Origin of the sequence: Eubacterium xylanophilum ATCC 35991 (assembly GCF_000518685.1) — a bacterium.
Taxonomy (GTDB): domain Bacteria; phylum Bacillota; class Clostridia; order Lachnospirales; family Lachnospiraceae; genus Eubacterium_F; species Eubacterium_F xylanophilum.
Window position 1 is genome coordinate 60,936 of the sequence record NZ_JAEB01000011.1, and the last position, 25,749, is coordinate 86,684.

General features: G+C 39.4%; 20 protein-coding genes. 2 read left to right on the forward strand and 18 right to left on the reverse strand.

Going from position 1 to position 25,749, the window contains the following annotated elements; genetic code table 11:
- Positions 1–68 precede the first annotated feature (68 nt).
- The 12 genes from L877_RS0102790 to fic all read right to left on the reverse strand — a co-directional run bounded on the left by L877_RS0102790 (position 69) and on the right by fic (position 13,947).
- On the reverse strand, positions 69–473 hold the full coding sequence (locus L877_RS0102790) for a hypothetical protein (RefSeq protein ID WP_051437628.1): 405 nt from the start codon (positions 471–473) through the stop codon (positions 69–71).
- Positions 455–1,684: a hypothetical protein gene (locus L877_RS0102795; RefSeq protein WP_026834801.1), complete on the reverse strand. Its 1,230-nt coding sequence runs from the start codon at positions 1,682–1,684 to the stop codon at positions 455–457. The genes L877_RS0102790 and L877_RS0102795 overlap by 19 nt, the downstream gene beginning before the upstream one ends.
- A gap of 149 nt (positions 1,685–1,833) precedes the next feature.
- Positions 1,834–4,374, reverse strand: coding sequence for a polysaccharide pyruvyl transferase family protein (locus L877_RS0102800; protein ID WP_026834802.1), 2,541 nt, complete (start codon positions 4,372–4,374; stop codon positions 1,834–1,836).
- Between the two features lie 18 nt (positions 4,375–4,392).
- Complete coding sequence (locus tag L877_RS0102805) at positions 4,393–4,620, reverse strand: hypothetical protein (protein ID WP_026834803.1); 228 nt, start codon at positions 4,618–4,620, stop codon at positions 4,393–4,395.
- A 53-nt stretch (positions 4,621–4,673) separates the two neighbouring features.
- Positions 4,674–6,041, reverse strand: a complete 1,368-nt coding sequence (locus L877_RS0102810) for a motility associated factor glycosyltransferase family protein (RefSeq protein WP_156922967.1) — start codon at positions 6,039–6,041, stop codon at positions 4,674–4,676.
- A complete protein-coding gene (locus tag L877_RS0102815) occupies positions 6,038–7,306 on the reverse strand; it encodes a glycosyltransferase (RefSeq protein WP_026834805.1) in 1,269 nt (422 codons plus the stop codon). Before L877_RS0102815 ends, L877_RS0102810 begins: the two co-directional genes overlap by 4 nt.
- 4 nt (positions 7,307–7,310) lie before the next feature.
- Positions 7,311–8,537, reverse strand: a complete 1,227-nt coding sequence (locus L877_RS0102820; protein WP_026834806.1) for a hypothetical protein — start codon at positions 8,535–8,537, stop codon at positions 7,311–7,313.
- Between the two features lie 6 nt (positions 8,538–8,543).
- The gene (locus L877_RS0102825) at positions 8,544–9,782 is read right to left on the reverse strand and encodes a nucleoside-diphosphate sugar epimerase/dehydratase (protein ID WP_026834807.1); all 1,239 of its coding nucleotides are present in this window, start codon (positions 9,780–9,782) and stop codon (positions 8,544–8,546) included.
- Positions 9,779–10,402 carry an SIS domain-containing protein gene (locus L877_RS11870; protein WP_051437629.1) on the reverse strand — a complete coding sequence of 208 codons (624 nt, stop codon included), beginning with the start codon at positions 10,400–10,402 and terminating at the stop codon, positions 9,779–9,781. The genes L877_RS0102825 and L877_RS11870 overlap by 4 nt, the downstream gene beginning before the upstream one ends.
- On the reverse strand, positions 10,399–11,952 hold the full coding sequence (locus L877_RS0102835; protein ID WP_026834808.1) for a sugar phosphate nucleotidyltransferase: 1,554 nt from the start codon (positions 11,950–11,952) through the stop codon (positions 10,399–10,401). The genes L877_RS11870 and L877_RS0102835 overlap by 4 nt, the downstream gene beginning before the upstream one ends.
- Entirely contained in the window at positions 11,949–13,079 is a 1,131-nt protein-coding gene (locus L877_RS0102840) for a hypothetical protein (protein WP_026834809.1), read from the reverse strand. The genes L877_RS0102835 and L877_RS0102840 overlap by 4 nt, the downstream gene beginning before the upstream one ends.
- Before the next feature lie 259 nt (positions 13,080–13,338).
- Positions 13,339–13,947, reverse strand: a complete 609-nt coding sequence (fic, locus tag L877_RS0102845; RefSeq protein ID WP_026834810.1) for a protein adenylyltransferase Fic — start codon at positions 13,945–13,947, stop codon at positions 13,339–13,341.
- A gap of 258 nt (positions 13,948–14,205) precedes the next feature.
- Here fic and L877_RS11875 point away from each other — a divergent pair, with 258 nt between their 5' ends.
- Positions 14,206–15,609, forward strand: a complete 1,404-nt coding sequence (locus tag L877_RS11875; RefSeq protein WP_242837110.1) for an MFS transporter — start codon at positions 14,206–14,208, stop codon at positions 15,607–15,609.
- A gap of 140 nt (positions 15,610–15,749) precedes the next feature.
- Here L877_RS11875 and L877_RS0102855 read toward each other — a convergent pair whose 3' ends face one another.
- The 3 genes from L877_RS0102855 to L877_RS0102865 form a co-directional block, all read right to left on the reverse strand.
- Entirely contained in the window at positions 15,750–17,024 is a 1,275-nt protein-coding gene (locus L877_RS0102855) for an ATP-binding protein (RefSeq protein ID WP_026834811.1), read from the reverse strand.
- A 157-nt stretch (positions 17,025–17,181) separates the two neighbouring features.
- Positions 17,182–18,093 carry an SPFH domain-containing protein gene (locus tag L877_RS11880; protein WP_034784944.1) on the reverse strand — a complete coding sequence of 304 codons (912 nt, stop codon included), beginning with the start codon at positions 18,091–18,093 and terminating at the stop codon, positions 17,182–17,184.
- 72 nt (positions 18,094–18,165) lie between these two features.
- Positions 18,166–18,639, reverse strand: a complete 474-nt coding sequence (locus L877_RS0102865) for a flavin reductase family protein (RefSeq protein WP_026834812.1) — start codon at positions 18,637–18,639, stop codon at positions 18,166–18,168.
- 904 nt (positions 18,640–19,543) lie between these two features.
- On the opposite strand from L877_RS0102865, the gene L877_RS0102875 reads away from it, so the two are divergent.
- Positions 19,544–21,349: an ABC-F family ATP-binding cassette domain-containing protein gene (locus L877_RS0102875; RefSeq protein ID WP_026834813.1), complete on the forward strand. Its 1,806-nt coding sequence runs from the start codon at positions 19,544–19,546 to the stop codon at positions 21,347–21,349.
- Between the two features lies 1 nt (position 21,350).
- On the opposite strand, the gene L877_RS0102880 is transcribed toward L877_RS0102875, so the two are convergent.
- From L877_RS0102880 to L877_RS0102890, 3 genes are read right to left on the reverse strand one after another with little or no spacing between them, the layout of a single operon-like run.
- Positions 21,351–23,621, reverse strand: coding sequence for a transglutaminase TgpA family protein (locus L877_RS0102880; protein WP_026834814.1), 2,271 nt, complete (start codon positions 23,619–23,621; stop codon positions 21,351–21,353).
- A complete protein-coding gene (locus L877_RS0102885) occupies positions 23,621–24,787 on the reverse strand; it encodes a DUF58 domain-containing protein (protein ID WP_034784926.1) in 1,167 nt (388 codons plus the stop codon). The genes L877_RS0102880 and L877_RS0102885 overlap by 1 nt, the downstream gene beginning before the upstream one ends.
- A gap of 17 nt (positions 24,788–24,804) precedes the next feature.
- On the reverse strand, positions 24,805–25,722 hold the full coding sequence (locus L877_RS0102890) for an AAA family ATPase (protein WP_034784927.1): 918 nt from the start codon (positions 25,720–25,722) through the stop codon (positions 24,805–24,807).
- Between the last annotated feature and the right edge of the window lie 27 nt (positions 25,723–25,749).

Here is a 25,749-nt window from a genome sequence, read left to right on the forward strand (position 1 = left end):
AGACAAAATGCAAATTTGGCAAGTTTATGAAAAACTTGCCAAATTTACGCTTAAACAAATTAAATATTTTATAGTTCACATTTCATATGCGGTAATTTTAGACTATCTCTGTCTATATTAATCGAGATCGCCATATCGATTCCAGACGGTTTTCTATCATTTACCACAATCCTTTCACCCATTGGCACATTAAATATTATATTGTTATAACGAATATTGTTATCCTCAAGAAACTTGATTGTAGTTTCTCTATATTCATTGGTTCTCGATGTCATGATCAATATATAATCCTCTTCTGAAATAGCATCAATAGCTTCCCTGGCACCCTCAAGAATCGTATCCTTTCCATCAATTTTGTATCCATTGTGTTTGAGCAATGTACCATCCAAGTCAAAAATCCATGTTTTGGGAAGAGTCGATAGAACCAATAAACTCTCACTGGAACCGCTCTGTATCACTTTATCATTTCCCATTCCACATCATCCTTTACTTCTATATTTTCAAATTCATCAAGCCAATATATGTCGATTGCCTTCCACTTTGTATCACAGTAATTGTAATCAGGATACAATGCAATCTTCCTACAATTTGCGGTTCGTAAGACATCACAAAGGCCGCTTCTGATTCCGATAAATGTTCCGGCGCGTTCGACTATTGACTTCATCTCATCAAGTTGCGCAACAAGGGCTTCGGTTCCACGCAATGGCTCCTCACCGGGCGCAGTATTGGTAAATACTTGAAAACCTCTTTTCTTATATATCCTAACTATTCTAGTCCAGATTTCATCTTTTATTGGAATTACTGATTTAGCGTATGGAGCTATTATCACAGCTCGTCCCACCTGAATCTCATTCAAATTCTTCCACGTTCTCCAATTCGTCGGTTCAACTGGTTTGGTGTCTTTTGGAAGTCCAAAAACACCGCAACAATAGATTTGCTCAAGGGAAATCTTCTTTATGTACAATGCTCTATGAAGATTAATGACATATGGACGATCGTGGTGGGCAATGAATGTGTCTTTATCCTTAGTATATATAGCTGCCTGAACTGCATCATCGAGTTTATCCTGGCTCATCACTTCATATCGGTTTCCAAACAATTCTACAATTTTAGCACATCCTTCGCTCGGAACTACAATTATGCAATTATCTTTTTCAGTTTTCTTCTGAAATGAAGGTAAATAAGAATTACATAAATAAATATCACCAAGAGCATCAAACGGACAAAATACAAAAAACGAGCCTAGATACTTATCTTTCAACATTCTCAAAGTTTCTTTTCCATCTTCAATTTGTTTTTTCATCCTTTCGATTACCTTCTCATCTAGTGAGTACTCAGAAAACTTGTTATAATTCAATAGTTTAATTATATCTCCATTGAAACCAAGATCTCTCAATTGCTTTTTCATTGCTTCATAGAATCTCGATACTACTAAAACAACAACTCCTCTATCTTTTTTCAAAACCACTTCAGGCTTTATCACCTTAACGCCGTTATACATAATACCAGCTTTTTGGGAATTATTATCAAGTATACCGTGCGGTTTTATCCCATTTTCGTACAGCAAATCTATCAAACTCAGGGATGCTTCGCAATGTCCAAAAACATATACTTCTTTGCCTGAAATACTTGAAATGTTCTTTATGAAATTTTCCCTCATGAGCTCGCTTTGCTGCTTATTCATCTGCTACCTCTCTTTTATTACTATAAAATCCATCGAATCCACTCTTAAAGCTAATAGGTAGTGCTTTCTTTAACACATCTACAGACCCTCAATTAGTTTTGACACCACCTTGATTATATAACTAATATGTTGTTATGTAAAGCATAGTTTTATACTTTTAACGCCTTGATTATTTCATTTCTTAGCCAACTTTTGGAGCTTTCCACCAGTTTTTTTATTATCTTATCTACTCTTTTATAGTCTATAGGTTTCTCTATATTATTTTTGATATCATCAAAACTTTCGACGACTCTGTCAGAAAGGTCAAGTTCCTTCAAAAGGCCAAGTATTCGGGTTTGTGCCCATTCTTTGCTGCCAATATAAACACTGAACTGCTTATGATATCTAATACATAAACACATGCCATGAAAAGAATCCGTAACAATGTATTCTGAATTTATAAAATGGCTAAACCACTCTTCTAACTTTACGTCAGGCAAAACATTTTTCCAATCAGAATATTCATTATGTCTTCCATATCTTGTAACAATCTTGTTCGGAAGTGATGTGTAGTTTGTCAGCTCCTCCAAGATTAATCTAACTTCTGGATTCATATTGTCCAATATGTAAGCATAATTATATTTTGACGCCGGCTTCTCCTTAGTTATAATTCTATCAAACGCATCTTGAGGCGCTAAAAACACTGGGTCAACCACCAATTTAACATCATCAATATTCATTATGTCTGTTGCTATTCTATGACCACTTTTCTCTCTTACTCCAAGTGCTTGGAATGTCGACAACGCCGCTCTCTGTCTGTGTGTCTCGCACTTCCAATCATCAAGATTTTCAATTCCCCATGCAATAGAATATCCGATTTTGGGTTTGTCTTTATCCACCCATTCAAGCAATGTTAAATGATTGGTCTTGTCTATTATTTGAGGGTGAAAATATATCCCGCTTCCAACAACGAAACAATCGACCTGATCGTTCAACCTTTGTAATTCACAATCATTGTGAGTTGTAGGATTTAAGGAATATAAAGGATATGGACATTTATTAAACAAGAGAGGTTTTCTGCGCGTCCACCATTGCGATTCCGTGCTCCAGTTTACCATCAATACATCATATCCCCAAGATTTCAGCAAGGCATAAAGTGCATAATATGTTATTTCATCTCCGTAATTACTCCAATGATATCCGCCTACTATAGCAACATCATAGTGGTTTGCAATCACTTTATTTACAATTTCTTTAAAGCTCTTATTCCCCACTTTATATAAATCTCTAAAATATTCCCTATCTCCGTCTGAAACTGGAAACATCCTAGTTGAATTCATGCCTATTGCATATCCCTCTGCAGATTTAATTTCCAATTCATTTGAATTTTCTTCAATCAGAGCTTTTCCTTTTTTTGTATTTATGGAGATAATGCTTTTAGCTCGATTGGGCTCATTCAGCGACGACCATCCATCCCCAAGAGATAAATCTCCCACTCTCGAATGTGAGCGGTATCCACACTGATAGCAGCTTGGTCTAAGAGCCCAATTTTTCAAAAATGCATGCATATACTCTTTTCCAATTTTTTTATATTCTCCATTATTATTTTTCACTAATATATAATCCACGCTTGCTCTCCAACCATCAGATTTATCACGAAATCTAACAGTTTCAACCTCGCTTAAATTCTCGTAATCACTAATGCAGTCTCGCAACATTCTGTTAGATAACACGCCGTGACAAAACAAATCTATTGTTATTAATTTCTCCCTCTGTTCTCCCTTTATTGAACGATCTAAGGCGGCAACTTGGCACGGAGTTCCACAAAAAAGAACCTCTCGTCCTGAAGCAAGATAATCCTTTATCTTCTTGTACACACCACTTGCATCGCTTTGCGTATACTTCGAGCGACACAAAGGCTCAAGCTGCTCAGTTTTCTCAATACCTATGTGTAACAAGTTAAAATCTTGATCAAATTCAGCGCCATAAACAATACCACCTCTATCAAGAACCTGTGTTGCAATGAGCGGGAAAATGCCACCCGAACTTCCAATTCTCTCGTATTTTTCCGGCGCAATTGCATAAATCAATTCATTATCTGATTTTTTTATAGCTTGCAACCCCCTATTATTCTTGGGATTTTGGAGGCATACTTTTTCACACCGACCACAATGTAGGCATTTGTCTTTTATTATTCTAGGATACTTAAATCCATATTCATCTTCATAAATCTCTATTGCATCATGCTGACACTCGTCAACACATGCCATACACCCCGTACACACGTCACGATTACAGATTTCTCCACTTTCATCAATAAGTTTTGTCTTCTGTTTTTCTTCGATACTCCACACGTTATAATAATTTTCTTGCATTTCTGGATACGCTGGAATTGATGCTTGATAAACAATCTTTTTTTCATCAATGCCCAAGCTAATTAAATACGGAATTATTGTTTCCCATGCTAGGGCCGGCGATTCTACCGCAACTAAAATACAGTCATAATCTAGTTTTTCAAGCTGTTCTTTCCCACAAAAGGGATATTGCTTTTTATCACCCGATTCAATCAAATTAGTATCAGTCCAACCAATTATATTACAATAATTTGTAGCAATATTCTGATAATAGAAGTCTCGTCCCATTACTCCGATTCCATAAAGAACAATGCTACTCCCCTTTTTTATTGCTTGAAACGGAAATAAAAATGTCATAATCATCCCTCCTGAACATCAAAACCTTATCTCCAACGATCTTATCATTTCTTCCTTAGAAATAACTCCTGTTTTTACATAATTATCAATGCCAGGATAATTAATATGTTCCATCAGAATTACTTTGTCCGAAAACTCATACAGTCTAAATAAATCTGCAAGCTCTTCAGATATTATTCCCTGGCTATCTATAACAACTTTGTTATTTTCATCTATTATACTACTAAACTTTTCTTCCATCGTCATTGATTTACTCCTCGTTATTATCCTGTGACTCGATTAAACAATGATTCAAATAATCAGGATCCAATGATTGAATCAAAATCCACCCTCTCAAAGGCTTCAATCATCCCACCTCTTGTTGCATTATAAATTCTGAAACCATTTTCTCTAGAGTATTTGTCAACTTCATTAAAAAACTCAACAATACTTTGGACGTCATGGTTCTGCTTGTTCAATTTCTCTAATTCAGCATCACTATAATAGTCTTTTACCATATGATTTTGGTCTTTCTCATAATTGTAATCACACCCTATCATAATAATCTCCGAAGCTCCCAAATATCGTGCAAATTGCATACAAAAATCGTAAGTAACAGTCTTATATCCGCCGTAAGTCATTTGTTCTAAATCCGTAGAAAAATCAAGCTTATACCCTCGTGGCTGTTTTCTTCCTCCTCTATACAAATGAAAATATTCAAATCTGTCATCATAATCAATGTCAAAACTATGATACAAATCGGCAACCAGCAATCTACCAATATTATTTTTATAGATTTCCTCCAAACTGTTTTTTATCAGCAAATAATCAGTCAACCCAACATAATCAGGTCTCCAATCTGTCATGGAGTACAATTTATGCACCTTATTAGATGAAATACATATTTCATGATTATCATGCAATTTGTTAAGATCACTAATGTCTAAGGATGAACCAAGACCAACAATCCAGATTCGCTTACCCTTATGGATATCTTTATATTTTCTCATATTAGGGCAAGAAAGCTTTGGCTCAAGCCTATCAACATCATATATATCTATTATTTTCTCCCAGGAATTACAGTTTACTAGTCTAACGCACTCATCTGTTATTTTTGTATCGTTAATAATTATACAGTCAAAATCTTCTTTTTCAATCTTTGTGGAATTCACAACTGGAACGCCAATGCACGAAAACTCTTCTAACTCACAATGTGTACATATCACTTTATTTACATTAAATTTTCCCGAGTTCAAAAAAATATCGGATAGCAAATACGGTATGTACTCATTGTACCCAATGATACCTATATTGGAATATTTTGACAAATCATATGCCTCTAATGATCTTCCATAGGAAACATGTTCTGCTTTTTTGTTGTAATAAAACCAAGGATATACCCTATATAACTCCCGAATATCTCCCGTGTATGAAAAGTATCTAGTAATACCTGCATCATCCAATTGGCGCTCTATCTCAGATGCTCTGTTATAGGCAGCAACTACAACAATAAATTCTTCCAAATTGTATTTAAGCAATTCATCAAAACTTATTATTTTCTTCCCCCGGTGTGTTCCGCCATACTTGAAATTATCACAAAAACACTCAACATTCGCCCAGCCAATCCACTCAAGTATATAATCACTCGCTAGACCTACGCCAAAAACTATAAACTTTATAAGAATCACCTCCAAAAAATCCTTTTTTTATCTATTCTCCCTTCAAGGCTTTCTAAAACTTCCTTTGTATTATATGAGTTTAAGCCTAGAATTATGCCGATATCTTTATTATTTATTATTCGTTCATTAATTTGTATTACATCATGACACATAAAACTTTCCTTTTCTTTACTGGAATCAGATACAATAAAACCCTCGTATTTAATTCCCATTTGACCTAAGTACTCGGAGTATTTGCTCGCAACTGCACCGCATCCATATATGTATAAAATGTCATAATTTCCCGAAAACTTTTTAAGCTTTTTTTTGACCTGTTTTACATCCTTCGGCTCCCGGAGTTTTTTCTCAACCTTTTCAGGAGGTAAATTGCTTAGTTTTTTCAAATAACCCACCCTTAGATCCGTTAGATTTGGCCACTCCTCATAATACTTTTCAAATATTTGTCTATTATAAATATTTTCAATCCTCATACTCATGAAATTATCTTTTGAAAATATTCCGGACTTCACTCCCAAGTCCCGTATTACCGATTCCTTTTCTGTATATACTGGAGGTAATTTTCTAACTGTCGCTGGCCAACATTCAGCCCATATATAAAATGTATCATTTCTCCAGATGTTAGTTTTTCGAATACTTGATGCAGACATATCATAAGACTCAAAGGGTATATGAACTGCCCTAAAATTATCCAACTTCACTATTTGTTCAAACACAAGACCAAAATGAGAGTGATACTTACACTTGTTTTTAAGATATTTTTCCCTCAACATCTCCAAGTCTTCATCATTTACAAAAGACTCCACTCTAATAACAGATGCCATATATGCCGTTATATGCCATCCCAAGTCATGAAACAACTCGTTACAGTCATTGTAAACCTTATCGCAAATTTCGTAGTTATGTCTGTAATTTAGAACAATATAATCGAATCCTTCTGTCATTCTTTTCTCTAATTTTTGTGCCCCACCCTCCTTCAAATGAATGTAATCCGGACAGATCCACATGTATTCATATGCTTTTTTATTCTTTATATCTAGAAAAGCGCGAAAAACTTTTTCATTGGACTGTACCTCAGAATTAATTCTTATATATTCCATATTATTATACTTTTCTTTAAATTGATTAAAAAGCTCCAGTGTTTTGTCATCTTCACTTGAATCATAGACAAACACATCCCAACTAAACTTTTCAAATACGCCCAATGAGCGCAGAAACAATTCTTTTATCATTTCACTACTATTATATGTCGGTATAATTACTGCAAGTCTTTTCAAATTTTCACAACTCCTTTATTATTTCAATTACTTGATTAACTAACACTTCATTATCATCACAATACTGGAGTTCCCTGCAGTTATGTCTCTGATTAATTGAAGAAACACTCCACTCGTCTTTTAATTCATATTTATTGTTAATTATAATTATATTAGAATCAACCAAAGCAAGCAAATCGCAAATCCCACTTCTGAGGGAAATCACGCATTTACACGACCTCCCCACTTGGGCCAGTTCGGATAAGCTCCCCGAAAATCTCGCTGTTCCCCCTACTTCCTTTTCCGAAGAATCTTTGACATTAGTTAATACCTCTAAACCAATGTCTTTCAACTCCCAAACTAATCTATCCCAAAACTCCCCAGGCAACATCTCTTCAGTTTGAGCATAAGGTGCAATAATAGCTACATTTTCATATCCTTGTATAGTAGGTATTCCCGGTCTTGACATTTCCGACTCTCCGGGAATTCCAAGCACAATATGTTTGTATTTTTCTACCATATTACCTTCTATTGAATTATAATGTGATTTATCTAGTTGGTCAAAAACATCCTTGTGAAAATACCCGTAAAGATAATTCTCTCGCTCCCATACTTTACGGGTCACGGAATATTTTTCTAAACAACTAACTGCCTGGTTAGATATTATCACATCGTCAATTCCGTCAAACATTTTCACTAATTCCTCGTGAAATTTCTTAGCTATGACGCATATTTTCTTATTATTGCTCTTTTTATAAGCATTGAGAAGTGAGCATACATAGAGGGTGTCGCCTATGGAACACGGGCAACACACATACTTAAAATCCTTTTTTAATTCTATATCACAAACCCGTAATATATACTTTCCATCATCCTCCACTTCACCAGCCAAATATGTGGTATTATCCCAATCCGCATACTGAATAATAGCCTCATCGTACACGACATTTGCTCTATATTCCTCATCAATCACATTATTCAATATACTCGCAGCATTTTCCTTATTTACAGCGAGAATCACAAAATCTTCTTTCTCTACATCCTTCCACTCTATAATTGGATACCCCATAAATTCATTTTGATCGGGATTTTTTTCCGTCACACAACAGGCATCAACTCTAATATCATATCTTTCAAAAAACATAATTAAACAGGATGCAACTCCACCCGCACCATATATAATGGTTTTTCTTGCTGTATTTTCTTTTGTTTTTATGTCTTCAATTAGACTAAAAATGTTATCCTTTTCCATAAAACCTCACTTATAAACATTATATATAATCATATTTCTTCCGCCCGAACACTTATTGATATGTTGTAAAACAGCATCATAACTAGAACTTTGAACTGCAACTAATATCAGCAGGCCCTCCTCATCCAAGCACTTCCGAGCCTCCATCACTTTTTTCCCTGCCAGATTTTCTGGATTTCCTTCTTTATCCGACACGATAAATCCATCAAAATCCAGTGAAAAATCTCCGATTAACTCCGCAGTTTCCGCGGCATGTCGCCCAGCTCCATAAATATATATCCTTTTATTTTCTGATTTGCATTTATTTGCCTTGTCTATCAAATCACCAAAACAGGTTGTCTTCAATTCTTCAAAGCCAAGCGTAGCTAAATCGTAAAGCTCTTCCAAGGAAACAGGCGACATTAATTCAAGTCCTTTTTTGTATTTATTATATATGTCAGTATTGTAAAATCCATCTCTTCTGAGACGTGCCAAGTTGCACTTTGACAAAAAGAACTGATCCTGCTTCTTATACAAATCAAACTTTTCTCCATAGCAACTTGGAATCTTATCTATGACACTAACCCAGCTTTCCGCGCATATTCGCACAGTTTCAGGGTACCAACTGTACTTTTCATTCCTTAAAATATCTATAAATCTATCCCGGGATATTTCAATTAGCCCCATCCTCGGATTATGCAGCTGCGAGAGTCTCTCAAAATATAGCCCAACGTGGGAATAGCTTATGGAATCTGGAGTCAGATACTTTTCCTCCATCATTTTCCAATCAATACCCCAGAGAAATGTTCCGCGCTTCACAATGCAATTTCCAATTGAATTTAACCGCCAAATGTGTCCTTCACACAGTTCCTCCGCAGTAGCTATTTCGCTAATTCTATCTATGGATGCCTGACTATTAACAACTATAAAATCGTAATTATTCTCTAATGCCTCAGAAATTTTCAAGTATGATTCTTCGTCAAAATAAGTATGATCGTGTATAATCCACACATAGTCAAAATCGCTATTTTCCATCTGCTTATATATCTCAAAAAACTTGATATTCGATTCCATACCAAGTTCCATGCATTCTAAATTGACACTATATGTATCTTTTAAATTCTCTATTTCTTCTGTGACTTCTCCTGAATAATACAAGAAAAATTCCGTGTCTGCCATATTAATTATGTTTTTTTCTCTTTCAAGAATTTTCTCAACTACAGATATTCTTTTTTCGTATGTCGGTATGCAAACAGCAATCTTCACGGGCTTTCCTCCGTTCCACCTACAGCGTAATATTTCTTAGATTCTTTTAGAATCTTGCCTATATTTCCTCCTGGATGATTTCTCTTAAAATCTTCAAGTTTTATATTCATTTTTGCCGCTATCTGCATGGCAAATCCCTGTAATACAATTAGATTTATAGTTGTGGAATTGTTAGGCATGATATTCCACATATCTCCCTCGTGAACCAGATTGAGAATTATGGATTTTTCTATCTCTCGATTGAGGGTGCTATCTTCTTCAAATGACAACAGCCATTTGTTAATCTTCCTGTCATCTAGCAAGTGAGATAAGTAGATAGACTCTTCTGTTTCTCCGGATTTACTGAGGATTACCACCATATCTCCATCTTTCACAACTCCCATGTCGCCGTGAACAGCAGAGTTGGTATTCAAGTAGTATGCATCAAGCCCTATTGACTGCATGGACCCGACAAATTTCTCGCACACCGGAACATTTTTCCCGAGTCCTGAAACTATTATCTTATTTCCTTTTTTTATTGTTTCAACACCTTCATCAAGCCATTTCTCAAAAACTTCCATATCCATCGAGTGGATGGAATGCTCGAATTCCTTTAATTGTTTTTCAAAATATGTTATCATAGCACTTCCTCCAGATAATACAGTCCATTGTAAAATGCGCCGCATATCGAATCATAATCTTGCCAAGCATAAGTCGTCAGAGAAAGCCATATAATTGCATGCAACAACTTAATCTCGCTCTCGTCGGCACCTGTCAGTTCAAAGAAATCTTTCTCCAAATTCTCCCAACCATTTGACTCAATTTTCAGTCGAATTTCACCGCTTTCCAAATCTTTGGTTAGCTCTCCCCCCTCGCAGGAGTGTCCGCCTATAACGAGGTCGAACTGCTTTAAATTGAATTTATCATAATTCCCAACAACCGAATAATAAAGTTTCGCCCAATCATATCTCTCATCTCCATACAACTCTGTAAAACCAAAATATCCCCTGGGATCTATTAATACAGGTTCTCCACTATCTCTAATCATCAGATTTGAAAAAGTGCAGTCGCCATGTATCAGTGTAAACACCTTCGTTTTAATTTGGTTAAGCTTTCTCTCCAGTTCATCAGTGTGATAGAATATATTTCGACATAATCTGTCATTAATCTTAATACTCTTTTCCATTGCATATGGCACGAGATTCTGAATCTTGGACAATCGCTGCATAGTCTTGTTATAGTACGCCTCATGCATGCTAAAGGGATCAGCTAATATCGTATCTCTGCCATGAAGATCTTTCAGTGTCCCCACCAACGACTCAAGAATTTTTCTCTTGTCATCTGTTCCTAGGTTGCAATCATAAATATTCTTTCCCTTTATATTTTCCATCTTAAGGGGATTAGTCTCGTATATTTTAGGAATCCCCTCAATGCCGAGATTTTTCACCTTATCATACCAAGCGCACTCCCTCACAGCGAGCTTGCGTCCCTGCTCATCTAGTGCCTCCTTGGTCAAAACATCACCATCAACTGTTATCCTGTTAAATGGTCTAGTCTTGATTTGCTCAAGCTTATCATATTCCTCTAGAACTCCAAACTCCCTAGTTCCAGACATATCTACCGTCTTAAAATGCTGATTATTCTCGGCAAACCATCTTACAAGCTCCCCACTTTGCGGAACATTTTTTAGAAAATCCTTGTTTTTAAATAAAAAGAAACCAGCAACGCCATTTTCCACTGACCTCTCCTCAGAAAATTTTCCATTCTCAAACTTCCATCTACAAGGAAATGTTCCGGAAAGGCCAACGTAATCATATTCGATTGGTTTTTTGCTGTCGCTAGAGTACTCCTCTGGAAGCCAGAAGCCTTCCGGAAGAACTAAATCGGACCAAATTAGCATGAATGGTTCCCCCTCAGGCACCATTTCAAGAGCATTGGAAACTCCAGAACAAGTTCCAGTTCCTTCCGCGTCTACCACTTTATACTTTACCGTCGCAAATTCGGCGAGATATTTTCTTAAAACATCCTTTTTGTAATCTCCAATAATTATAAATCTTTTATCTGGATACTTTCTAAAAAGGTGGAATATCATAGGAAGATTATCCACTGGTACAAGGGCTTTGGGCTTATTTCTTGTTAAATGTCGGAGGCGCGTACCCTTTCCTCCCGCTTGAATAATTATGTACTTCATGTCATCACTCCTATATTATTTTGTTTTTTTACTTTTATAAAATCAATGTAATCGCTTAGTTTATATGCATCATTTTCCACCATTATATCGCCGTTAGACAAAAGGCAATCACTTTTTTTCATATGTATTCTAATACATTCTTTGTCATATTTTATCTCATTATAATCACAATTTTTCGAATCAAAATCATAGGTTAGCACCCCTCGCGAACCTCTTGGAAATAAGTGAATTTTGTTCTCTTGTAGCTTAAACCCACGAAAGAGAAGCGTTCCCTCAGCATCCCTGGCAAGCTCCTTAGGAAGGACAACTTCGCAATCATCCAAATCCGGGCGAATAAGTTTGTCCTCTCTTCCCGAAATCACAAGCTCTTTTTCTTCATAGGAAGCAACCGTCAAATATGGATATACTTTATTTTTGCATGGAGTATTAAATTTCTCAATATTCCATATTTTTTTTCTCAAATCATACCTTATAAGGGCATTTTCCTTTAGCGTGCAAACCAAACGATCCTGAATAATATTAATTCCCTTTAAACTCACATCATATGGAGCCTTGATTTCTTGGTATTCTTTTTTCTTTTTATCGATTTTCATAATAATATTAGTATCTTTGACAGCGCAGTATATCATTCCTTTATGTTCAACAGCGCAAAAAGGCGCCAATATGTAGTCATCGTTGGCAACTTGCATTATCCTTTTCTTTACTACATCGTTGAGCCAATCGCATCTTTTCAGCGAATTATCGTCAAAGTCAACCTTTAAGAAATCAGCATGTTTTCGCTCCGGAAAAAGTATGAACTCATTATTTACTTTTATTAGTTCTGAATAGTGTGGAATCTGATTTGTATTAGATTGTATCCTGATATATTGAAATGAACCTGTTTCAGTATCGTATACAGAAATCCCCCATGCCACCATAGGAATGAAATACAATTTTGCCCCTATCTTCACAATCTTCCGATGAAGGTCGGGCTGCTTTGAATCTTCTTCTGGGAAAAAGCCCAAGAATTCTGCATTGCGTTCCCCTATTTTCACTCTAAATAGTCCGTTGAAAAAAGTTTCAGAATAATAATAATATCCATTCACCTCTGCAATGTCGTTAAAATGCGCGTAACCTGTAATCTCCATACTTTTTCTCCCTTTTCATGTGATTTTCCTGATGTTATTCACTAACATCCTTTATCTTTTTTCTTATAATAACATTTTACAATGAATTTCCCCTGATGTAAAGATGTTAGCCGCGTCTAATTGTTTCTTCTAAACAAGTCTTGAAATAACGCGTGTTATCGTGTATAATGTAAGAGTTTTAAACACAATGCCCACGGGCAGAATATTTTAATGTTAATATGGAGAATTAATAGCTGATATTTTAAGCATATTCACAACCTCACTTCATCTCACTACTCCTATAAGTTACATACCCCTCATAATAGTAACTATAGTCAATTCCCTTCATATAGACTTCCCTATCCCCCACCTTGTCAGTCAAAGCTTCCTTCAGAAGGTGCTTTATCTCTATATCTCGAACAGGGCTCCGCTCCATAGCAAGAAGGTAGTCTTCTTTCTCTATCTTACTCCAGTCCACAACCATGCCGAGCTCATTTTTAAAAATATTATCTAACCAAATCCTAGTGCTACGACCATTTCCTTCTCGGAAGGGGTGAGCAACGTTCATCTCCACGTATTTTTCGACTATTTCATCGAAAGAAGACTGCGGCATCTTTTCTACATTTTCTAGTGCGGGTTTTAAGTACATTACGGGAGTAAATCTGAAGTTACCCTTTGCAATATTAACCTTTCTTATCTCACCTGCAAAATCATAGATTTCATCAAATAAAAACTTGTGGATTTGCGCCAAAGAGTCAAATGTTCCGGGAGTCAAGCTGTCCATGAAACCGGATTCAAATAATTCGATTGCTTTTTTCTTGCTTATGCGTTCCTCTTCACGAGCAAGCTCTGCCGAATTTGCTATATTAAGCTTATTATCCAGTGCCATACTGTAAACTCCTTTCTCACATCCTTCAATGTTGGGATTAAATTCTTAGGAATATTTGCCAATACCAACACATTTATTTTACCACAAATTGGGCTATAATACAACCAAAGACTCAGCTGTGACGAGGAAGTCCATATGAGTCAAATCGTCATTGGGGAGAAAATATTTGTTCTTGTCTATTGAATCAAATGCTGTTTTCGTTTATAATAAAATGGTTTAGAAAAACACGCCCTCAGGGCATAAAAACAATGGAGTGATATGATGAATAATAATCAAAAAAGCACAGGATGGCGCGCCAACAAGTGGATTCGCGCAGCTATCCCAGCATTACTATTGCACTTTAGTATTGGAACAGTTTACTGTTGGTCCCTCTTTAGCGAAGCGATTTCAGCGGATATTGGTTGGGGCAAACCCGCTGTTGAGTGGGCATTTAGCTTTGCAATCTTTTTCCTCGGAATGTCAGCTGCATTTCTTGGAAAAATCGTGGAGAAAAACATACACCTTTCCTCATTGATTGCAACAATCTGCTTTGCTGTAGGGATGGCCGGAACCGGATTCTTTATCTACTATGGTTCAAACCACACCCACTCAGTGCTTGCTCTGGTCGGCATATATGTTTGCTATGGATTGATCATGGGAATCGGACTCGGAACGGGATATTTATCTCCTGTCAAAACACTTATGTTGTGGTTTAAGGAACGCAAAGGACTTGCTACAGGTCTGGCGGTTGCTGGATTTGGTGGTGCAAAGGCTATTGCCAGCCCGGTTATGGAGTGGCTTCAGCCAAAAGTTGGAACAAGTACTATGTTCTACATCCTCGCGGGTGTATATTTCATTATGATGTTTGTGGGGCATCTTCTTCTCAAGAAGCCTGACGGATGGGTTGAGCCTACCAATACAGACAAAAGCCAGAGCATACTTGCAACAATCAAGACCAAGGGATGGGCAAACTACATCGGCATATGGGTAATGTTCTATATCAACATCACATGCGGACTCGCCCTCATTTCCCAGGAGAAAATGATCGTCAAATGCGTTGGTCTCGCGGCTTTCGCGGGAATCATCTCGACATTCTCTGCAATATTCAATGCAGCAGGACGACTGGGATTCTCGGCTTGGGCAGATAGTTTGAAAGACAGAAATACTATTTACAAGCTCATCTTCACGATTTCAATCGCCCTTACAGGCCTTGTCATCGTAACCAGCGGAATTAAGAATGCCGCACTATCAACTGCGGGCTTCACAGATATAAGCATACAAAATATGCTACTTGTTGTCCTTGTGTTGGCTTTGATTTTCATGGTAAATGCCGGATACGGCGGAGGATTTTCCAATGTACCTACTCTTCTCTCAGACCACTATGGAATGGGAAATATCAGTGCAATTCACGGAATCACCCTCTCAGCTTGGGCGTTTGCAGGACTCAGCGGAAACCAGCTGGCAACATGGATTGTAAGTAAGTTTGGCACACCAATCAAGGGAACTCTTCACGGCGATGAGGTTGTAATAAATCCTACCGGATACCAGTATGTACTTTACGCGACAATCGCACTATACTTGATTGCACTCTGTATGTCAGTTTTCTTTGTAAAAAAAAGTGATAAAGCATTAGCAGCATCGAATAACAAAGATGATGATTCATTGGTAAAGGCTGCGGAATAATTGTCTTACGAACGACGTGAGTAAGACCAGCGATATGCGTTTCCTATTAATGTCTTACGACCACAGTGAGTAAGACCAGCGATATGCGTTTCCAATAAATATAGAACCTAACAGCAATGAGATAGGGAGTAGAGGCAACTCTACTCCCTTAAACATCCTATTGGCACAATATATATACCGTCTTCCCTTCGATATGCATAATCACCCACTCCCACAACAATCATCATAAATGATGGTTCACGCATCTTGTCTGTATCTATCTTAGCTTTTAAAGCTTTAAGGTTTTTTACACCCTCTTCTATAAGCTTACTACCACCCAACTTTATCTCGGCAAAACCATATTTCCCATTTCTTAGATGTATTACTGTATCGCACTCAAGACCATTTTTATCTCTGTAGTGAAAAACCTCGCCACCATGATACTCTGAATAAACACGCAAATCTCTAACGCAAAGAGACTCAAACATCAATCCCATTGTAGTTAAATCTTCACATAAATCATTAGGTCCAATTCCCAGTGCTGCTACTGCAATGGACGGATCAACAAAATAACGTGTATCGGACGTACGTATTGCCGTTTTAGACCTCAGATTAGGATTCCACGCTTGCATATCTTCCACAACGAATATTTTTTTTAGAGCATTAATATATGATCCAACAGTATCTACACTTAAAGAATCCACATCATTAATTCTGATATCATCTCTAAAAGTGGTATTCGGTACTTGTGCTCCCTGATTCCTCGCAAATGATTTCATCAATCTCTTTACTCTCTCTGGATTCTTATTAACTCCATCTGCTCGATTTATATCAGATTTTACAACCGCATCATAGTAATCATATGATTGCATAAGAGCAGGTTTTTCACGCATTCCGATAGCCCTTGGCCATCCACCTCTAGCGATCAAAAATGCCAAATTATTAATATCCAAACTATTAGAACCACTTATCTTTTTAGGAGCATTAAATATCTCTCCTAGGCTTACTTCACCGGTTGATTCTCCAGATTCATAAAGTGACATTGGTCGCATCATCATCCATGAGAATCTTCCAGTCCCTGAATGTTTGATTTCCTTAGATTCTATAGGCACTGCTGAACCAGTAAGAATGAATTGTCCCTCATCCCCTCTTGTATCTATTTCGTATCTTATCGCGTCCCATAGTTTTGGTGCAATCTGCCACTCATCAATAAGACGCGGTGTATTCCCTAGTAGCAACTGGTGCGGAGCAACATCAGCCATTTCTATGTTGGAATCTCTCTTCGATGGCTCATCCATTCTAAGTGTGCTGTTTGAGACCTGGAGTGCTGTTGTAGTTTTTCCACACCATTTGGGTCCTTCTATGACAACAGCTCCTTTCGCTTCAAGCTTGTCCTTTAGAATATCATCTACTATTCGTGCTCTATATTCTTTCAATTCAGCCACCACCTTTCACCAATAAGATTACCCCATTTCCCGCCAATTGTCAATATTTTTCCTTGAGTTGGCCGAATATTATTCCGTGAGTTGGCTGATTTTTATTCCTTGAGTTGGCCGATTATCATTCCTTGAGTTGGCTATTTTTTCTCCTACATCAATTCTCCCCCAACTCCTTCATAGCGTCCGCAAAGCCACCAACAACAGTCGCACCTGCCAGCGCCGGATCCGCCTTTAGAGCTGCATCCCTCTGAATATTTCTGACAATTCCCGAATCCTTCTCCGTAATCCGGAACACCTCAAACGCAAGCGAAACAAGCTCAATCCCGCGGTTCTCACGGAGCTTTTCACTGGCTTTCTCAACGACTTTTCTCTCTATCTCCGGAAGACGTCCGCCTATAGAAGATGGCCTCATTCCTTCACCGGAAAATGTTCCGACAGCCGCAACTATCTCACTTGTAACCTCTGCTTTTACATGATTTATCAGATAGGCGACGGAATATTTTCTTTCAACATTTCCAATCATAAGCTTATAGATTCGCTCCGGATTGCACACTCTAAATGAAAACACGCCAGATATAATCAAGGAGCAGTCGATATCCAGATTGTTCTTTTCATCCTTAATCCTAAATGGAATGCCTACATCGGTTCCAAAGGCATTCCCCGGAATTTCCTTGGTGTTAAAATAATATACTCTCTGTACAACTGCAGGCGCATCTCCTCCATACGAGATTCTACGTCCGACTTCTTTGAGAAGGGATTTTAGCGATGATCCACCCACAATACTTGGCGACACACCACTTGAAAAAACATGCTCTCCGGGCTCTGCAAATATTGATATAACCTTGCCACTGCTGACGACTATGGCCGCCTGTCCATCAGCCACCGCAATAGTTGAGCCATCTGTAATCACATCAGATTGCGCTGTGTTTGACGAGTCCGACGAAACCCTCTTCTCTCCTCGCACCATGATTGTGTCGGCCGGAATGGATTCACAATAGAAGAATTCTTTCCATTGATCCGCCGCCAAACCACTGACAGACGCGGTTGTCGCTTTTATAATCCCCATAAAATCACCTCATGCGTTTCCTCTTAATGTCTTACGACTGGAAGGAGTAAGACCAGCAGAATGCGATTCCCCTTAATGAATCACATCTACAACCTCGCCAATATACATATCATGATGGTCATGGTCTGCATACATTGCATCAACTATTTCCTTTGGCATATTGGCTTCATCCAGGCGTTGCATAAAAAGCTTCTTACACACCAGAGTAACCTCAGCTTCCTTAAATCCCATGGACTCACCAACCTTTTGGGCTGTGAATCCTGATTCATTCATCTTGTCCATGTCTCTTCCCGACTTTGAACCAAGTACCCCCAACTCCTTCTTATATTGTTCTGGGAAGAAGCTGATAGTAAAATAGTCATTATTATCCATGAATTCATGCGTATAACGAGACTCTCTGACATACACTGTAGCCACCGGCTTGTTCCAAATTGTGCCTAGGCCACCCCAACTGATTGTCATTGTATTAAAACTCTTCTCATTTCCTGCTGTGAGAAGCGCCCATTTCTTGTCATATTGTCCAAAAATCTCTGTATTAAATTCCATTATTCTTACCTCCGTTTACAGTCAATTCTTTTTTAATAAATTATAAATATATCACCGCCAACGCCCACAGATTTATTCTAACACAAAAGCAACTACATCTCAACCTAGGCTGCAGACCTTTCTATTCTTGCTTGAATGCAGGTATATACTATTGCTATCAAACTACTGATCATTACTTCTGCAGCAATGTCTTACGACCATAGGGAGTAAGACCAGCAACATGCGTTTATTGTCTTACGACCATAGGGAGTAAGATCAGCGATATGCGATTCCCCTATATGCGGATGTTTCTTGTATCCCTCACTCTTTCTCGAACAAGTCTTTTCCCCTCTCGGGGCATGCCAAACCCTCTTTTTTCAAATAGGCATGCCCCTCAATCCTTATCAATCAAGTCTCTCCCCTTCTCGGGGCATGCCAAATTCTTCTTTTTCAAATAGGCATGCCCCTCAACCCTTATCAATCAAGTCTATCCCCTTCTCGGGGCATGCCAAATCCTTCTTTTTCAAATAGGCATGCCCCTCAATCCTTATCAATCAAGTCTCTCCCCTTCTCGGGGCATGCCAAATCCTTCTTTTTCAAATAGGCATGCCCCTCAACCCTTATCAATCAAGTCTTTTCCCCTCTCGGGGCATGCCAAATCTTCTTTTTTCAAATAGGCATGCCCCTCAATCCTTATCAATCAAGTCTATCCCCTTCTCGGGGCATGCCAAATCTTCTTTTTTCAAATAGGCATGCCTCTCAATCCTTATCAATCAAGTCTATCCCCTTCTCGGGGCATGCCAAATCCTTCTTTTTCTCTCTTCCCCTCCCTTGTAATATTCCCCAGTTTACAATATAATAGTCTTACGACCACAGGGAGCAAGACCAGCAACACATCCCTAAAAACAAAGATTTGAGGTAAATTATGAACATCTTAAATATTGAAAATATATCAAAAACATATATGTCCAAGACCGTTTTGAGCGGAGTCAGTATTGGAATTGATGATTCTGACAAGATAGGTGTAGTGGGTACCAACGGTACGGGAAAGTCCACGCTACTGGGAATTGTAGCAGGAACTATTACCGCAGATGAGGGAGAAATTGTCAAAGGAAATAGTGTGAGAATTTCTTATCTTCCGCAGAATCCCGTGTTTGATGATGACAAAACTGTGCTTGAGAATATCACGCAGAGTATTTTTTCCGGGGGCGATAACTGGGATAAAATGGGAGAGATTAAGGCGAATCTAGCGAAGATGGGGATTGAGGATCCAGAGTGTAATCCAGCCATACTTTCAGGTGGGCAGAAAAAGAGAGCTGCGCTGGTAGGGGCTATCATGATGCCAGCGGATCTTCTCATATTGGATGAGCCGACCAACCATCTTGATTCGGAGATGATTGAGTGGTTGGAGGACTATCTTCAGCGTTTTAAAGGGGCAATTCTCATGGTTACCCATGACAGGTATTTTCTTGATGAAGTTACGAATCAGATTGTGGAGCTGGACAAGGGCAGTGCATACCGTTATGAGGCCAATTATTCGGGATTTCTGGAGTTAAAGCAACAGAGACTTGATTATGAGCTTGCTGCCGAAAGGAAAGCAGCCACTCTTTACAAGAAGGATTTGGCTTGGATGTTACGAGGAGCAAGAGCCCGTTCTACAAAGCAAAAGGCTCATATACAGAGGTTTGAGGCGCTTAATAACAGGGAGCGTCCCGAGGAGGAGAGACAGGTTACACTCAGTTCTCTTCCCTCCAGAATGGGCAACAAGACAATTATTCTCGATGGAATTTCTAAGAGTTATGATGGGAGAAGTATATTTAAGAACTTTACGTATACTTTCAACAAATTAGACCGAGTGGGGATTATCGGCCCAAACGGCTGTGGCAAATCAACGCTTATGAAGTGCATCATGGGGCAAGTTTCACTGGATTCCGGCAATATAGAGATCGGTCAAACTATCAAAATAGGGTACTTTAGTCAGGAAAATGAAGCGCTTGATGAGAGCAGTCGTGTCATCGACTATATCAAGGATACCGCCGAATTCATTCACACATCTGAAGGACTTGTCTCTGCTTCCAACATGTGTGAGCGCTTCTTATTCGAGGGGGATCTCAAGTATGCGCCGATTGCCAAGCTTTCCGGTGGCGAGAAGAGAAGACTCTACCTTCTGAAAGTACTTATGTCCGCTCCAAACGTGATAATTCTAGACGAGCCAACCAACGACCTCGACATACAAACCCTAAGAATTCTCGAGGACTACCTAGACGATTTCGCCGGGATTATCATCACCGTTTCCCACGACAGATATTTTCTTGACCGCGTCGTCACGAGAATATTTTCCTTCGAAAGTGTGGGCGGAGAGCCAGTTTTGGTGCAGTCTGAGGGAGGTTACTCTGATTATCTTGCGCGTCGCAAAAAACAGGAAAATATTCCGACGAGCAAGGTGGCCAAGTCAGCACCGAGCGACAATGGAAAGGCCTATAATCAAGCACCTAAGAAAAAAACAAAGCTGTCCTTCAACGAACAGCGAGAATATGATTCCATAGAAGATGAGATTGAAAAGCTTGAGGCGAGAAGTGCTGAGCTCGACATACTTATTGCCGAATCCGCCACTGACTATTCAAAACTCGTGGAATATACCAAGGAAAAAGAAGCCGTCGACAGAGAAGCAGAAGAAAAGCTTGAGCGATTTCTGGAGCTTCAGGAACTTGTCGACAGCTTTAACAGTTGATTTAATTTCTCATACGAAACACTCTATACTTGTACCAGAGGTATAGCTTGCCCTTGTCCTTTTTCAGATACTCCATCAGAGCCAGCTGATTATCTACGGCCTCCATTAGCATAGACGTATCTACGGACTTGGAGGCATAGGCCACAAGCTCACATTGCTTGATATAATCGATTCCGCCTATGCCATTTCGGCTTGCTCTATTGTAGAATTCTTCCAGAGTCTCCCCTTGTTCTAGCCTGAAACCTAGTAGGCGGAGCACGTAAAAGTTTCTATAACATATTAGCCTAAATCTTGACTCTTCATTCATGCGTCTGAAACTGATTTCTGTAATTAATCTGTCTACTCCCAGGAAGATGAGGGCAAACAAGACTACGGCCCCCAAGATTAGGAGCGCAAATATTACCTTGCCCATCACATCTATATTCTGCACATCGCTATCCGGCTCTTCCCTGTTTTCTTCCGCCTCATGCTCGAGTTCTTGCTCAAGAGCATAATTTTTCTTGATACCGGTATGTGCATCTCTAGTCTCCTTGATTGTGCTCCAGGAATCCTTAAAATCACGACCGGGCGTCGGCTCAAAGGGAATCCATCCTATGCCGTCGATATAGGCCTCCGGCCATGCATGAGCCATATCTGAACTAACTTCCACCTTATCATTCCAGTCCTCTGCCACCAAAAATCCCTGAACAAATCTCGCAGGAATCCCCTCAGCTCGTGCCATCAGCACAAATGCAGTGGCAAAGTAATTACAATATCCCTTCTTTTGTTCTAAGATAAAATAGTCCAAAAATGCTTCCGGTGAATTTACATATTCCGGCATTTTCCCCGGTGTCTCTGTATATTCAAAGCCACTCAAGAATGACTCTATTGCCGCCAACTTATCATATGATGTCTTAGCTTCACTCGTCTTCTCCGCAAGGATATTTTCCACTCTGTCTGAGAGCTTAGTCTCCGGCAGAAAGCGCCGATTAATGGTCTCTTTGTAGCGTTGATATGCATCAAAGGATGTACCCAGATTTCTCTTTCCCGTTCCATCCGACCAGTCCAGAACTATATTTTGAATGTCTATTCTTGACATCATTTCTTCCCAGTTTTTCGCATTTGCCCCCTTGGCTTGGCGGAGGAATTTCTTGAAAACTTCATTGCTCAGATTCATTCGGTAGTACGGCACACTGTACTCCAGTTCGTCATCTAGAATCTTATTTGCCACCAAGTTTCCTCCCCGCTGTTCATAGTTCTCATCTCCGATGCTATTAGGGGAAAATGCAGACTTTGCGGGTGCAAAAAAGTACTTAGTCCTAAAGTCTTCGTATCTTATCTGAAATTTCACGCGACGCAGATAATCAACTTCATTTTCCGGATCATAGCTGTCCACAGCGCAGATTGTTTCTAGAGTATCTAGGAGATTATCCCTATTTTTTTCACTATAGCTACCGGTCCAATTTTTACCGTCAAAACTATCCATCGTTCTACCGCGAAGATATAATGCCGGTCCCAAGCGCTCGTCGCCAGACAGCGTCATGACTACATTGTCACTGTGAGTCAGATTCCCCCACAGTGTTCCCTCTTCAGAAAATCCAACTTTTCCCTCGTATTCATCTCCCGATGTATCAAGCATGCGATCCACCATTCTTATGGTTTCTCCAATTCTATCGTATATTTGGATGACAAATTTCCAGTCGTAGGCTTCCTTCGGTGCAGGTAGCAAAAACACGATTAATACAAGGCCAACTATAAAGGGAGAAATAGTTACCATATGTCCTCGAATGTCCGTATATCCACTCTTTTTCCAGTAATGCTGCACTTCATCTGCCACGATAATAAGCATCAAGAATAGTGCTATATCCACCCCAATCTTAGGCAAATCATAGTCCCCCTCACTTGCCATAACCAAGATGAGACCTGCAAGAATTAGCACAAATGAGGTTCTTCTCACGGGCCGACTATTTATCATAATCCAACCTATGACAAATCCCAGGACAGCCATACCAACCGCTGCCAAAATCCACTGGCTGCTACCGAGTAAACTCTGCCATTTTTCGGGGGGTGTGACAACGAGAGCCACACTTCCCGCAACTATCAAAGCTAGCGGCGCCAGAAACCTCAATCTGTTTTTGCCGTGTTTGACGAGGACGCAGATTCCCAGGACCACAAGTGCGCAGATGTAAGACGCAACTCCCTTTCCGGCGCTTGGCAGCTCCATCTGCACAATCCCCACAAATAGCATCGACAGCGGAAGCATATAGAGTAATTCATAGAGAAATCCCGTCATCACATCACCTCCGTCAAGTCCGCTTCTGTCCCGATGCGGCGGATTTCCACGCCGGGGATTCGCTCGTCTGGCAAGTTGTCAGGGACATCGTCTCTCACCAAATAAACCACGGAAAAAACGTTGTTTTCGTGGAGAATTCTCACGAAATTATGCACCTGTTCAGTCCATTCTCTTATTATAAGAAAAATGCTCCGACACTTGAACAAATCCGGTCGCTTGCAGGTTTCTTCAAACAAGTATCCCTCTGAAAAATCTTCGCGAAATGACACAAGAGACATATTTTCATAAAACCTGTCAAACTGCCCCAAACCGTATATGCGAGTCTCCTCTAACTTGGTTGCTGATACATGATATGATTGAATCGGAATATTTTTCTTCGAAAATAACATGCCAAGCGCCACTGCTGCCTCTAACATCTTGTTCTCCACCGGGAGGTAAATCATGGGGTCATCTGAACAGCGCTCGGTTCCAATGAGAATTCCCACGCCCTCCTTCTCATCGCTAATTCTATTGTGAATTAGCATCTCACCTGTTCTGGCTGTGGCCTTCCAATTGACCATTCTAAGGTCGTCTCCGGGTTCATACTTTCGAAGTAATACATCCTTATCTACGGGATTTAGGCCGGTATTGGCAGAGACCAGTTGCGGTACATCAATTGCCGCAAGGTTTTCCAATTCGATTTTAGCCGGTCTAACCACCACCGTTTTGGGCTCTCTATTGCGATATGATATGGAGAATAGGTGAAGGAAATCCTGGAGCTCTACAGTCTTGATTCCCACCTCGTACTCGCCTCTGTACTTGCAGGTGAGTTTGGTCTCCTCCTCGATTCCCGTTTTAGGTAAAAACTCATACTCTACATCATCATCCAATCCTGTAATGGTTGAAAAAGAAGAGTAGAATTTGACGCGAATGCTGACAAATGCAAAGTAAAATTCATTGATTAGTATAAAGCGAAAAGGTGTGACCTGCCCGGCCACAAGATACTTTTTGTCAATTTCCTGATAAATGTGAAAAAAAGAATATACGTACAGAAGGTAGGCAAAACAAACAACCGGCACAAATGTAAACAACGCAAAAAATCCATAGCTTATGGGACCGCCAAAAAAGCTAATCCCCACTAAGGATAAAATCCACAATATGGCTAGTATTATTCGATTACGTCTCATATACCCCTCGATTCTAATTACTCAAATGGAATCGTAGCCTGAACCATAAGTTCTTTTAGCAATCGATCCACATCATCCCCGTGAATCTTTGCCTCAGGAAGAAGTGTCAGACGATGGTGAAGAACATTTATCGCAACTGCCTTCACATCATCCGGCTTCACAAAATCTCTTCCCGACAGATATGCCTTGGCCTGAGAAGTTCTAATAAGCGCAAGCATTGCCCTTGGACTTGCTCCGAGAACAAAGCGTTTTTCCTCTCTTGTTAGTCTTACAATATCCTGAATGTATTTGATCATGTTGTCGCTGAGGGAAACCTTCTCCACTTCCCCCTTAATCTTGATAACATCTTCTGAAGTGCAGACACTCTTTACCGTATCTACAGTCTTTCCCGATATGAAATTCTTAGCTAAGCGCCACTCTTCAGATGCCTCGGGATAGCCCAATGACAGTCGCATCATAAAGCGGTCCATCTGGGCTTCCGGCAACGGATAAGTCCCCAGAAACTCCACCGGATTCTGCGTTGCAATAACCATAAAAGGTTGTGGAAGTCCATAGGTTCGGCCATCCACTGTCACTTTCCCCTCAGACATGGTTTCTAACAAGCTCGCTTGAGTTTTGGGCGAGGTTCTGTTGATCTCATCTGCCAGCAGAATCTGATGCATAACAGCGCCTTCTCTATAAGAAAATTCTCCTGTCTTGGCATTGTAAACAGAAGTGCCGATAACATCCCCCGGCAAAGTGTCCGGTGTAAACTGTATACGCCCAAAATCACAATCCATAGAATTGGCGATAATCCTTGCCAGGGTGGTTTTACCCACCCCCGGCACATCTTCCAGTAGGACATGACCACCTGCAAGCAAACATATCAGAACATTTTCCGCTATGTCCTTTTGTCCCACAAAGTATTCATTAATCTGCATTAATAGTTTTTCCATTATATACCCCTTCCGTTAAAATCCCGA

Bases quoted from the DNA above. Each gene is read 5' to 3' on its own strand.
- L877_RS0102790 (WP_051437628.1), bottom strand. From the start codon at position 473: ATGGGAAATGATAAAGTGATACAGAGCGGTTCCAGTGAGAGTTTATTG.
- L877_RS0102795 (WP_026834801.1), bottom strand. From the start codon at position 1,684: ATGAATAAGCAGCAAAGCGAGCTCATGAGGGAAAATTTCATAAAGAAC.
- L877_RS0102800 (WP_026834802.1), bottom strand. From the start codon at position 4,374: ATGACATTTTTATTTCCGTTTCAAGCAATAAAAAAGGGGAGTAGCATT.
- L877_RS0102805 (WP_026834803.1), bottom strand. From the start codon at position 4,620: ATGACGATGGAAGAAAAGTTTAGTAGTATAATAGATGAAAATAACAAA.
- L877_RS0102820 (WP_026834806.1), bottom strand. From the start codon at position 8,537: ATGGAAAAGGATAACATTTTTAGTCTAATTGAAGACATAAAAACAAAA.
- L877_RS11870 (WP_051437629.1), bottom strand. From the start codon at position 10,402: ATGATAACATATTTTGAAAAACAATTAAAGGAATTCGAGCATTCCATC.
- L877_RS0102835 (WP_026834808.1), bottom strand. From the start codon at position 11,952: ATGAAGTACATAATTATTCAAGCGGGAGGAAAGGGTACGCGCCTCCGA.
- L877_RS0102840 (WP_026834809.1), bottom strand. From the start codon at position 13,079: ATGGAGATTACAGGTTACGCGCATTTTAACGACATTGCAGAGGTGAAT.
- fic (WP_026834810.1), bottom strand. From the start codon at position 13,947: ATGGCACTGGATAATAAGCTTAATATAGCAAATTCGGCAGAGCTTGCT.
- L877_RS11875 (WP_242837110.1), top strand. From the start codon at position 14,206: ATGATGAATAATAATCAAAAAAGCACAGGATGGCGCGCCAACAAGTGG.
- L877_RS11880 (WP_034784944.1), bottom strand. From the start codon at position 18,093: ATGGGGATTATAAAAGCGACAACCGCGTCTGTCAGTGGTTTGGCGGCG.
- L877_RS0102865 (WP_026834812.1), bottom strand. From the start codon at position 18,639: ATGGAATTTAATACAGAGATTTTTGGACAATATGACAAGAAATGGGCG.
- L877_RS0102875 (WP_026834813.1), top strand. From the start codon at position 19,544: ATGAACATCTTAAATATTGAAAATATATCAAAAACATATATGTCCAAG.
- L877_RS0102880 (WP_026834814.1), bottom strand. From the start codon at position 23,621: ATGACGGGATTTCTCTATGAATTACTCTATATGCTTCCGCTGTCGATG.
- L877_RS0102885 (WP_034784926.1), bottom strand. From the start codon at position 24,787: ATGAGACGTAATCGAATAATACTAGCCATATTGTGGATTTTATCCTTA.
- L877_RS0102890 (WP_034784927.1), bottom strand. From the start codon at position 25,722: ATGGAAAAACTATTAATGCAGATTAATGAATACTTTGTGGGACAAAAG.